Source organism: Synechococcus sp. H55.2, assembly GCF_047462495.1.
GTDB lineage: Bacteria > Cyanobacteriota > Cyanobacteriia > Thermostichales > Thermostichaceae > Thermostichus.
Window position 1 is genome coordinate 17,486 of sequence record NZ_JANSJH010000022.1, and the last position, 11,584, is coordinate 29,069.

Annotated in this window: 7 protein-coding genes; 4 read left to right on the forward strand and 3 right to left on the reverse strand. The window is 60.5% G+C overall.

The window, feature by feature from the left end:
* The 3 genes from NW844_RS04570 to NW844_RS04580 form a co-directional block, all read right to left on the reverse strand.
* Positions 1 to 999: a response regulator gene (locus tag NW844_RS04570; RefSeq protein WP_414333882.1), complete on the reverse strand. Its 999-nt coding sequence runs from the start codon at positions 997 to 999 to the stop codon at positions 1 to 3.
* Positions 996 to 3,968 (reverse strand): PAS domain S-box protein, encoded by a 2,973-nt coding sequence (locus tag NW844_RS04575; protein ID WP_414333883.1) that lies wholly within the window; start codon positions 3,966 to 3,968, stop codon positions 996 to 998. Before NW844_RS04575 ends, NW844_RS04570 begins: the two co-directional genes overlap by 4 nt.
* 267 nt (positions 3,969 to 4,235) lie before the next feature.
* Entirely contained in the window at positions 4,236 to 5,234 is a 999-nt protein-coding gene (locus NW844_RS04580; RefSeq protein ID WP_414333885.1) for a ribose-phosphate pyrophosphokinase, read from the reverse strand.
* Between the two features lie 132 nt (positions 5,235 to 5,366).
* Here NW844_RS04580 and NW844_RS04585 point away from each other — a divergent pair, with 132 nt between their 5' ends.
* The 4 genes from NW844_RS04585 (at position 5,367) to rodA (ending at position 11,540) form a co-directional block, all read left to right on the forward strand.
* Positions 5,367 to 5,549: an ATP-binding cassette domain-containing protein gene (locus NW844_RS04585; protein WP_414333887.1), complete on the forward strand. Its 183-nt coding sequence runs from the start codon at positions 5,367 to 5,369 to the stop codon at positions 5,547 to 5,549.
* A complete protein-coding gene (locus NW844_RS04590) occupies positions 5,539 to 5,784 on the forward strand; it encodes a hypothetical protein (protein WP_414333889.1) in 246 nt (81 codons plus the stop codon). The genes NW844_RS04585 and NW844_RS04590 overlap by 11 nt, the downstream gene beginning before the upstream one ends.
* A gap of 74 nt (positions 5,785 to 5,858) precedes the next feature.
* Complete coding sequence (locus tag NW844_RS04595; protein WP_414333891.1) at positions 5,859 to 10,187, forward strand: NINE protein; 4,329 nt, start codon at positions 5,859 to 5,861, stop codon at positions 10,185 to 10,187.
* Between the two features lie 33 nt (positions 10,188 to 10,220).
* Positions 10,221 to 11,540, forward strand: a complete 1,320-nt coding sequence (gene rodA, locus NW844_RS04600) for a rod shape-determining protein RodA (protein WP_414333893.1) — start codon at positions 10,221 to 10,223, stop codon at positions 11,538 to 11,540.
* The last annotated feature ends 44 nt before the right edge of the window (positions 11,541 to 11,584 follow it).

The following is an 11,584-nucleotide window of genomic DNA, read 5'->3' on the forward strand; positions in this document are numbered from 1 at the left end:
CTAGGGTACAGGCGAAAAGCGCTTGGAATCGGGGGAATAGCGCCAAGAAATGCCGTCGGGATCCCGGCTGCGGCTCCACTCCGGAAAACCGGTTTTGAATTTCCAGTAGGTGATGGCGGAGACCACTACCCCCAGCCGCTCCGCCAACTGGGTTTGATTGAGGGGGCGCAGCGTCGCCCGCGGCACTGTAATCGCCTCCTGGGCAGCCGGCTCTTGAGGGGGCACGGGCAATGAGGCTGTGGCTGCAGTTGCCAGTGCCTCCCGTTCCAACGGACGACTGGGACTGGGCCGCAGCAGGCTGAACTGGCTCAATAGGCCGACGTTTTCCAGGTTCAGAAGATTTTCTAGGTTAGAGGTCTGATGGATTAGCTCCAGCTCACGGCGCAACTCATCCTCCAGCACTCGCAGATAGTGTTCCCGCTTTTGCTCCGACTCGGCATCCTTGAGCAGACCCAGGGCAAAGCTGAGGTTCGAGAGGGGCTCACTCAGATCTTGCAAGAACTTCTTGAACAGAGTGCCCTTCACATCCGTGAACTGCTGCAACTGCTGCAGTTTTTGCCGCAGTTCCTCGATTCTTTTCTCTTCCAGCTTGCGGCTCTCCAGGCTCTGCCGGTGGTTGTGCAGGGCAATTTCAATGGTGGTGTAAAGTTCCCGCTCTTTGAAAGGCTTGATGATGTAACCGAAAGGCCGGGTCTCTTTGACGCGGGAGAGCGTATCGTCATCGGCGTAGGCCGTCAGATGCACCACCGGAATGTTGAAGCGCTCGGTGATCCGCTTGGCGGCTTCGATGCCGTCGATATCCCCCTTCAAGACGATATCCATCAAGACTAAGTCCACCGACATCTCTTCCAGCCGTCGGATCGCTTCTTCGCCGGAGGAGGCGATGGCCGGCACCGCATAGCCAAATTTTTTCAGGACGTTGGCGATATCCTTGGCGATGATCTTCTCGTCTTCGACAACCAGAATGCTGCCTTTGGCAAGCATGGGAACTTTCTTCAAGGCTGGCTCCTCGGAAAGGTAATGATGAAAGTGGTACCCGATTTGTTTCTCAATTCTATCTTGCCCTGGAGCTGATCGGTGAGGGTTGCAACCAGTTGTAAACCCAGAGATTGAGTTTCCTTGAAGTCGAAATCGCGGGGCAAGCCGATGCCATTGTCAGAGACGCGCAACTGAGTATATTTGCGGGTTTGGCTAAAACAAACCTCTATCTCCCCGCTGCGACCTTTGGGGAAGGCATACTTGAGGCTGTTGGTGACCAGCTCGTTGATGATCAGGCCACACAAAACTGCATCGTCGAGGTTGAGGCGGATCCCTTCGGCGCGGATGCTGGCGCGAATGCTCTCGGGGTTCACTCCGTAGGAGTGAAAGAGGTTGGAGATCAAATTGTGTAAGTATTGCTTGAGATCCACAGCGGCCAGATTGTTGGATTGGTACAGGCCCTCGTGGATCAAAGACATCGCTTGAATGCGGCTGCCGGCATCCTTAAAAACGCGGGCGTACTTGCGGCTTTTGATTTGATCCGCCTGGAGCCGCAGCAGGCTGGAGATGATTTGTAGGTTGTTTTTGACGCGGTGGTGAATCTCCCGCAGCAGAATCTCTTTTTCCTGAAGGGCAGCCTGGATCTGCAGCTTCGCCTGTCTTTCTTCAGTAATATCTTCGCAAATGCCAATAACGAAGAGGTTTTTGCCTTCGGGATCCCGCACTGCCGAGACCGCCAGGCGGCACCAAACCACCTTGCCGCTGCGGTGGATGTAGCGTTTTTCTAGGTGGTAGTGATCTTGTTGGCCGTTCAAAACCTCCTGGAAAAGTTGCCAATCTTTGCCGATATCTTCCGGATGGGTGAGGTCGCAAAAACTCATGTGGGTCAGTTCGGCGGCGCTGTAGCCCAAGATCTCTTCCAGGGCGGGGTTTACCTTGAGGTAACGGCCCTGTCTATCGACGATGGAAATGCCCAGGGCCGACTGCTCGAAGATGCCCCGCAGGCTCAGCTCGCTTTGGCGCAGGGCCGCCTCCGCTTGTTTGCGCTCGGTAATGTCCAAAATTTGGCTGAGAAAGTAGCTGGGATCCCCTTGGGCGGTGCGCACCAGGGTGATGCGGAGAAGGGCGTAGACGATTTGCCCGTTCTTGTGGATGTAGCGCTGTTCCTGTTCGCAGTGGTGCACCTCGCCGGCCAGCAGGCGGTTACTGTTTTCCAAGGTGACGGCGATGTCGTCGGGATGGGTGATGTCGAGGACGGTTTTTCCCTTGAGATCCTCTAGGGTGTAGCCCAGGGTTTCGGTAAAGGCGGCGTTGATCTGCAAATAAGTGCCGTCCACCTGGGTCATGGCCTTGGCAATCGGGGACCACTCAAAAGATTGGCGGAAGCGTTCTTCACTTTCTTTGAGGGCGATTTCTGCCTCGACGCGGGCGCTGATGTCGATCACCTGGTTGAGAAACTGGGTGGGCTGCCCTTCCTCATCGCTGAGAAGCGTAGCCTGAAACAGGACATGGACGACCTGACCGGAACGATTGATGTAGCGAATCTGGCGCTGGCTGACAGAGACTTTCCCCACCAACAAAGCCTCATTGGCCCCCAGCAGTTGATTGACATCTTCCGGGTGGAGAATGTCCAGTTGTTGCCGATGTTTCAATTCTTCGGGAGTATGGCCGACAATCTGGGCAAAAGCCTCGTTGACCTGGATAAATCGCCCCTGCAAATCCACCAGGGCAATTCCATTGGGGGCCAGCTCAAAAATCTGCCGGAAATGGTTGGCACTCTGTTGCCAGGCTTGCTCTATACGACGACGTTCGGCTTCCAGTTGCTTGGACTCGGTGATGTCTTCGACGATCCCTGCCACTCGATAGATTTTGCCCTCTTTGTCGGCAATAGGAAAGGTACGTTCCCGCAGCCAGAGGATGCAGCCATCGGGGCGGCAGAGGCGAAAAACCACATCGGTGGGTTGGCCCTGAAGTTGGGCTTGAAAAATGGTGGGGAACAGCCAGCGATCGTCAGGGTGAATGTGGCGCATCCAGGCCTGGGGATTGGCGTAGGCCTCTGCAGGGGAAAGGCCCCAAATGGTTTCACAGGCGGGGCTGACGTAAATCAGCTCTTTGCCGCAGAGCGTTGAAATCCAGAACAGTTGTTGCGTATTCTCCGCCAGTTGTAGAAAACGATGTTCGCTTTCTCTGCGGGCTTCTTCTAACTGTTGTTGTCGTTCTTTAAGCTGGCGGGATGCTGTGATATCAGTAACAAATCCTTCAAAATAGAGGGGATCCCCCTGCTCGTCGTACAGGGTGCGGGCATTTAAAGAAATCCAGATGACTTTGCCGTCTTTGCGGCAGACCTGGCGCTCTGCATCCACGACTTGACCTTCTCTCAGCATGTGCTGCAGGAACTCAGATCGCTGCTCTGGGTCGCTATAGATTTGGGTGCCGATATCGGAGACATTGCGCATCAAATCTTCCGGGGATTCGTAGCCGAAAATATGGGCCAGAGCTGGGTTGGCAGCCAGATATTTTCCCTCAGGGGTGGTTTGAAAAATGCCTTCGACGGCGTTCTCGAAGATCTGTTGGTAGCGGGCAGCGGTGCTGCGGCTGTGCTGCAGTTGCGCCCGAAGTTGCGCGAGGGCTTGTCGCTGCTCCTGGGCCTGGAGCAGGATGTGTCGCAGGCTGAGGGCGATGAGGTCGATCTGTCCCCGTTCGGGGAGGCTCAGTGGGCGGGGGCGCTCCCCCCGCAGGTGAAGTGTCGCCAGCGGCCTCCCGCCCTCATCCAGCAGGGGAAAGGCTTCCTGAAAAGGCCAAGATCCGCCGATGGGGTTGGGCGGCTCGTTGCCGGGGATCCGCTGGGGGTCGCGGTAGAGGATCCCTTTTGCAGGCGAGTCGGGATCGGATCCCGGCTGGACCAGTTCTAGATAGACCAAGGGGACGTTCAGCAGTTGCCCCAGCAATTGCAACAGCGGGTACAGCGCTGCAGCGGACTCCGTATTCAATTCTGTATTCAGTTCAGTTTGAAGGGACGGCTCCTCCCTGGCGGCGGCCTGCCCGGGAACAAAACCGTTCACAACGGATCTCGGTGACCTAGAAATGGGAGGCGACATGGGAAAAACTCGGCTGGGAAGCTAGCTCTACCCAGTCCATCGCGATAGATGGGGGGCACCTGCTGAGTTGGTCTTCACAGGGCAAAAAGCAAAGGATCCCCGGCAGGTACGCCCGTTCTGCACCCACTATCTATACTTTAGCGATGCTCTGGAGAAACTTTAGTGAAACATGCTGCTGACGGAGCTGTCTTCGTGGATGCGCCAGATCGCCTCTCCCAGCACGTTCGCCACCGAGAGGACGGTCAAGCCTGGAAAATGCCGCTCTGGAGGAATGGGGATGGTGTTGGTGACGATCACCTCTTCAAACAGACCGCCCTGCAGGCGTTCGATGGCCGGATCGGAAAAGACAGGGTGGATGGCGCAGGCATAGACCGCCTTGGCCCCCGACTTGCGCAGCAGCTTCGCCCCTTCCGAGATGGTGCCTGCCGTGTCGATCATGTCGTCTACGAGGATGGCGATTTTACCGCGCACATCGCCAATGAGGTTCATGACTTCCACGTCGTTGTGGGCCTGGCGGCGCTTGTCGATGATTGCCAGCGGAGCTTCCTTGAGTTTTTTGGCAAAGGCACGCGCCCGCGCTACCCCGCCCACATCGGGAGAGACGACCACAATATCTTCGTCGAGCAGGCCTTTTTCTTTGAGGTAAGCCTGCAGTACCGGCTGGGCGTAGACGTGGTCGAGGGGAATGTCGAAGTAGCCCTGGATCTGGGCCGAGTGCAGATCCATGGCCAGCACCCGGTGTGCCCCCGCCTGGGTGATCATGTTGGCCACCAGCTTGGCGGTGATGGCTTCCCGTCCGGCGGTTTTGCGGTCGGCGCGGGCGTAGCCGTAGTAGGGCAAGACGGCAGTGATCTGGCGGGCCGAGGCGCGGCGGCAGGCGTCGATGATCACCAGCAGCTCCATCAGGTGATCGTTGACCGGGCGGCAGGTGGGCTGCACCAAGTAGACATCGGCACCCCGGATCGACTCCTGGATTTGGATGTACAGCTCGCCATCGGCAAAGCGCTTGCGCAACATAGGCCCCAGATCCATGCCCAGGTAGCGCGCCACCTCCTGGGCCAAATCCGGATTGGCGCTGCCTGAGAAGATTTTGAGGCGGTTACTATCTGAGATGGGCGGCAGGGGAGAAGGGCGAAGCAGAGGGGCAGGGCGAACCACAGATCGATGCTGAACTCGTCCGTAGCCAACGCCTGACGGCGAGCTGCCGCTATCGTAGCACCGACGCTTGCAACCTCAGCAACTGTATTCTTCGGGATTTTGGGTCTGGGGGGGCAGGTTAGCATAGACGGGATGAAGGTGGAGCTGCTGCACATCCACAAGCGCTTTGGGGCGGTACAGGCGAACCGCGATGTGTCCTTGCGGGTGGAGGCGGGCACGATCCACGGTCTGCTGGGGGAAAATGGGGCCGGCAAAAGCACCTTGGTCAAGATCCTGAGCGGCTTTCTGCGCTGCGATCTGCGGGTTGGACATTGAGTCGGCGCTGTGGGTCTGGAGTCAATTGCTGGAACGCGCCCAAGCAGGGACGGCTATTGTTTTTGCCTCGGCGGATTTGGACGAGATCTTGCCGTACAGCAACCAAGTCCTGGTGTTCAGCAGCGGACAGGTCTCGGAACCCATGCCGGCGGCGGAGCTCACCGTTTCGCGGCTGGGGCAGTTGATGACTCTCCCCGTCCTGCCCAGCACCCACGCTTTGCTGGAGCATTTGTGAAGAGCATAGCAATCCAACAGAGCAAGGCTTAGAGTAGCAGTGGCCCCAAGCCTTTTTGCTCAACGAATCCGGCCATGGGATCCCAGGATAACATTCCACCTGAGGGAGCCGAGCAGTCCCGCTCTTACTCGTTCAACTTCACCGTTTCGGGATCCCGGCAGCAGGTTTTGCGGGGGTTGCAAGCCTTGCTGGAGCTGGGTTTGCTGACGCCGGAGCACTTTCGCCATCTGGTGGAGCAGTATCGGCTGGAGGCGGAATCGGCGCCAGGAGCCACTTCTGTCGGCGGGGGGATCCCAGCCAGTCTGGGCTCGGCCTACGTGCTCTGGATTTTAGGTTTGTTCGGCCTTTGCGGTCTGCACCGCTTCTATCTGGGTCGCTGGCGCACAGGGCTGCTCTGGCTGCTGACTTTTGGGCTGCTGGGGATCGGCCAGCTCCTCGATTTGATCTGGATCCCGCAGATGGTGCGGGAAAGAAATGCTGGCTTGGCCGGCTCTGGGGTTGTCGTGGCGGGGGAAGAGCCGCCAGCCGAAACCAGGGAGCTCTCCTCTCCCCCGGGGATAGCTGTGTTGTTGCACAACTTGCTGTCTGAGCTGAGCGTAGCTTGGCTGCTGCTCCTGGGCCTGTTTTTGGTGGTGGTCTCTTCGGGGGTGCTGGCGGCCAGCCGCTGGCAAGAGTTTTCCCCGGCAGCTCAGTACGGGGTGCTCTTGGCTTATACGGCGGCGTTTGGGGTGGGAGCGAGGTGGGCGCAGCGGCAGGACGGGCTGCGTCTGACAAGCCAAACTTTAGAGGCTGTTGCTTTGCTGCTGCTGCCGATCAACATGTGGGCGCTGGACGGGCTGGGGATCCCGTGGGGGATCCGAGCTGTTGCTTTGGGGTTACTCATAGGGATCCCGTGGGGAGCCTGGCGACGGGCCGACTTGCTGGGGGCGGGTTCTGCTTTCTACGGAACGTTGGTGAACTTCTTATCTCTTTCTGGTTTACACCTCTTCTGGAGCCTAGGGCCGCCGGAGTCTCGTCCCACCCTTGTCCTTGGGATCCTCTACTTGGGGATCCTCAGCACCGTGATTTACACCTGGAGCCGCCGCTCGCTGGCCCGGCTGTGGCTCATCGGGGCGGCTGGCTCCTTGTTGATCTTGCGGGGGCTGCTCTCAGGGCAGGTGCAGGTGTCGCAGTTGGGGTTGGCGGTGGCCCTCTTGGGTTGGCTGCCCCAAAGCCCGGCTGAGGACTACGAGCCGGCTCAGGTGGGGCGGCCCTGGTGGAGCGGGGTGCTGTTGATTTTGGGCTGGCTGCTGGCGGCCAGCGACTGGGGGGAGAACGCCTGGCAGGTGTTGGCCATCAGCCTGCTGGGAATCCGCTTCTTAGCGAGGCGACTGAGCCAACGTCAGCAGAGGGTGGAGTTGGCGCTGCTGTTTTTGCTGGGTCTGGAAACTGCCTGGGCCTTTTGGCAGGTGTGGCCGGCAAGCTGGCGGGAGAGCGTGCTGGCGCTGTTAACGGGTGGGTTGCAGCCCCTCGACTCTGTTTGGGGGCTGCTGGGGCTGGTGCTGTTGCCCTATGAGGTGCTGTGGCTGGGGCTGGCGGCCCGCTGGCAGCAGAGACCTCGGGAAGGCGAGGAGGCGGGTTTTGCGGCGCTGGCAGAACCGACGGAGCGCTTGGTGTTGGGGCTGGGCGGATCCCTCTTGCTTTTGAGCTTTCCCCAGCCGGCGATTTGCTTTTGGCATTTGCTGTTGAGTACTGGCATCCTGGCCTGGTGGCTGCGGCAGAAGTCCAGGGTTGGCGCTGGGTGGGTATTTCTGACCCATGCCTATGGGCTGGGGGCGCTTCTGGCCGGGATCCGCTGGCTTTGGCCTGATTGGAGCCTGTCCAGTTGGGGGGCCATCTTGCTGCTGCTGGGCTTGCTGGAATGGACGGGGCGGGTGGCGCTGGGCGGGCGGTTGTTGGCAGCCTCAGGACATTTTGGGGGACTGCCGGTGCGGCTGTGGCAGCAGAGCGCCGAAGGGATGGGGCTGGTGCTGCTGGGATCCAGCTACTTTGTGTTTTTGGCGCAGGGCACGGAGTCCATTGGCTGGCTGTGGCTGGCGGTGCCCTCGGTTTTGACGGCGGCGCAGGTGTGGGCCTGGCCGCCCCTGGCGTTTATGCCTCGCTGGTTGCAGATCCCGGAGCAAGGGGGATCTTTTTCTTGGCGACAAGGGATTCCGGCGCGGGGATCCCTGCGCCTTCTGGCGGTGCTTTCCCTGGTGATGGCCCAGGGGCTCACCCTCGGCAGGCCGGGCCTGGATCTGCTCGGGCTAGGGCTGGGAGTGCTGCTGCTGGCAACTCAGGTGTGGCTGTGGGCTTCTCCCTCTCCCAGTTCTCCTACTCCAGAAGCACTGCTGGCGGTGGCCTTTGGTGTAGGGATCGGCCTGGTGGGAATCAGCCGGCTATTGCCGACGCTCACGGAAGCGGAGTGGCTGCTGGCCTTGGCGGTGCTGGGGTTGCTCTTGAGCGGCTGTCGCTACGGAATTTTGCGCCTCTCTTCTCGCCTACAAGCCGCTTACCGACCGGCCCTGGATGGCTGGGGCCTGCTGTTGGGGTTGGTGCTCCTCTTTGCCCTCACAGTGGCGACAACGGCGGCCCTGGCGGATCCTTCTCGGCTCCCCATTTCCGTCGGCAAGCAGCCCATGTTCCCCGGCGCTCTGCCCTTGGCGGCTGGGGTGGCCCTGGTGGCGCTCGGCCTGCGGCTGGGGGTGGCTCTCTCAAGGGGTGGCTCGGCGGTCGTTGGCGCCGACGGGACGGACTCTGCCACCGGCTCGGTTTCCTGGGCGGTGGTGGAAGGGATCGCCTACGGGCTGATCTGGGCTTTGGAGCTGGGGGCGACCGGCATCCTGCTCTGGGTTGTGCAGGGATCCCGTCCCGTCCTGCCTCTGTGGGCCGTCCTCAACCTGGGCTTGGGGATCCTCTTCTGGATAGGGCCGGAGAAACTCCTGTTCCCCGGCGGGGGAGAGCTCCTGCAGCGAGTCCAGACCCTGAGTTGCTGGAAGACAGGGCCGCTGATCTATGCCGGGCTGGGTTGGCTGGGATCCCATGCCCAGTGGAGCGAGCTGACGGGCGTGGGCAGCTTAGGCCTGGCCATCGTGTTGTTGGGCCTGGGGCAGGGGATCCCAGGGGCACAAGAGCAAGGTGGGGACTCCGTCCCACTTACGCGAACGGAAGAAGACCCTCCCGTCAACTGGAAGGGGATCCTGGGGGCCTGCGGGATGTCACTGGCTGCCTACGAGAGCTGGATTCACTTCCTGAGCCAGCAGACAGGGGGATCCTGGGGAGATGGACTGGTGCTGACCGCGTTGCTGGGATGGCTCCTGGCAGTGGTCTACCGCCTTTGCCCCCCTTGGCTGGTGGCGACCCTGCAGCTTAAAAGAGCTTGGCTGCGCTGGATGGCCTCGGCCAACTGGGCCCTGGCCAACCTCGTCCTTTGGCCTGCGCTTTTCGATCTTCGCCTCAGCCGGTGGGGGCGGCTCCTCTGGGTGCTGACGGGATCCGGCCTGGCGGCCTATGCCGCCGCCCAGGGGAGAAGATCGACGCCGGGATCCCCGACAGAGCCGGGCTGGCTGCCAACGGCCTGGTGCCACCTCAGCGCTTGGCAGGGAGTCGGCATCTGCCTGGGTAGTATGTGGCTGGGCTTCCCCAGCTTGAGGGTGGAGCAATGGGCCGGATCCCTGCTCTGTGGGCTGGGACTCCTCTATTACTTTCTGCCCTGGCAACGGTGGGGCTGGCCGGCGGATCCCTGGTCAAATACGGCCTTGGTGGCGCCGTTGCTGGCCCTGGTGGTGACGGCGGGCGGCGACAACAACAGCAATTTGTTGCTGGGGGCAGCCTACTACGCTTTCTTGGCCATCTGGCGCTCCCAGGTGCGCCTGGGCTACATCAGCTTGTTTTTGAGCAACTGGATCCTGTGGAATTACGGCTGGCAGCAGGATTGGGCTTCCCTGACCCTCTATGCCCTGCCTCTGGTGGGATCCCTGCTCTATGTGGCCCAGGTGGATCCCGGACTGCAACAGGCTGGTGCTCGAGAGAGTCGGCACCGGCTGCGGGCCTTCTCGTCGGGTCTATTGGTGTTGGTGACTTTGATCGAAACCCACGGGCAACTGGGGGCGGGGTTTTGGCCGGTGGGGCTGGGCTTGGCTTTGGGGGTACTGGGTTTGGCGCTGCGGGTGCGGGCCTACCTGTGGGCGGGCACCCTGGGCTTTGGCCTGGGCGTCTTGCGGCAGGGGTGGCTGTGGGTAACCACTGACCCAATCCTGTTGTGGGGGATGGGGATCTTGCTGGGGGTGCTCTTGATTTGGGCAGCAGCCAATTTTGAGCAGCGCCGAGAACAGGTGGGATCCCGGCTCTCTGCCTGGCTAGAGCAACTGCAGGGCTGGGAATAGAGATAAACTGGTGCCGGCGTCGCTCCATCAGATATGGCCCTCTTCCTGTCCAGCGCTGATCCGAAAGTGCCCCCCCAGTCAAGGTGGAAACAGCTCCTGCAGCAAATCCTGTTGCCTTGGCGGGAGTTCGACGGCATTTTGCTGGCCACGGTGCTGGCCTTGACGGGCATCGGCATCATCGCCATCCGCAGCGCTGTCTGGGAGCGTCCCATCAGCCACTACTGGCTGCAGCAGTTGATCATGGCCGGGATCAGCCTGGTGTTTTTGGCGATGGTGGCGCGGATCCCCTACGAGCGGCTGCTGCGCTGGCATTGGTTCACCTATGGCCTGACCTTGGCGGGCTTGATTGCAGTGCTCTTTTTCGGCACGGCGGGAGGAGGGGCAGAGCGGTGGATCTCCATTGCCGGCGTCCAGGTACAGCCTTCCGAGTTTGCCAAGTTGGGGGTCATCATCACCCTGGCGGCCATTTTGCACCACTGGCCAATCAAATACTTCAGCCAAATCTGGGTGGCTGTTGCCGTCGTCGCTCCTCCTTGGGTTTTGATCTTCCTGCAGCCCAACTTGGGCACCGCCCTGGTGTTTGTGGTGATCTTGCTGGTCATGCTCTACTGGGCCGGGGCCAAGGGCAGTTGGATCCTCCTGCTGCTGTCGCCGGGGGTGGGGGCCATTCTCTACGGCCTGCACACCCGCGCGGAGTTGAGCTGGATGCTCTGGGTCTGGCTGATCTGGTGCCTGGGCATGGCGAGCCTAGCGGCTTGGCGGCTGCCTTGGCGGTGGACAGGAGCGATGACCTTTGGAGTGATCAACCTGCTCTCCGGGCATCTGGGCCAGGTGGCCTGGCACATCCTCAAGCCCTACCAGCGGCGGCGGCTGGAGATTTTTATCGATCCCATGCAAGAGCCCTGGGGATCCGGCTACCACCTGATTCAATCCCGCATCGCCATCGGCGCCGGTGGGCTCTGGGGCCGTGGCATCCAGCAGGGCACCCAAACCCAACTGGACTTTATCCCCGAGCAGCACACCGATTTCATTTTCTCGGCCATTGGGGAAGAGATGGGCTTTGTCGGCACCCTGACGGTGCTGATCCTGTTTTGGATTCTGTGTGCGCGGCTGATCTGGATTGCCCAAGGAGCCAAGGACAATTTCGGGTCTCTCATTGCCATCGGGGTGTTGGCGATGATCCTCTTTCAGGCGGTAGTCAATATCGGCATGACGATTGGCTTGGCCCCCATCACCGGCCTGCCCTTGCCTTTTTTGAGCTATGGCCGCTCGGCTCTGTTGACCAACTTTCTGGCCATCGGCCTGGTGGAATCGGTGGTGATGCACCGCCAACGCACCACCTTTTTCAAGTAATTTCAAGAGTTCCCCTCTCCCTTTGGGACAAGGGCCGGGGATCG

Bases quoted from the DNA above. Each gene is read 5' to 3' on its own strand.
- NW844_RS04585 (WP_414333887.1), top strand. From the start codon at position 5,367: ATGAAGGTGGAGCTGCTGCACATCCACAAGCGCTTTGGGGCGGTACAG.
- NW844_RS04595 (WP_414333891.1), top strand. From the start codon at position 5,859: ATGGGATCCCAGGATAACATTCCACCTGAGGGAGCCGAGCAGTCCCGC.
- rodA (WP_414333893.1), top strand. From the start codon at position 10,221: ATGGCCCTCTTCCTGTCCAGCGCTGATCCGAAAGTGCCCCCCCAGTCA.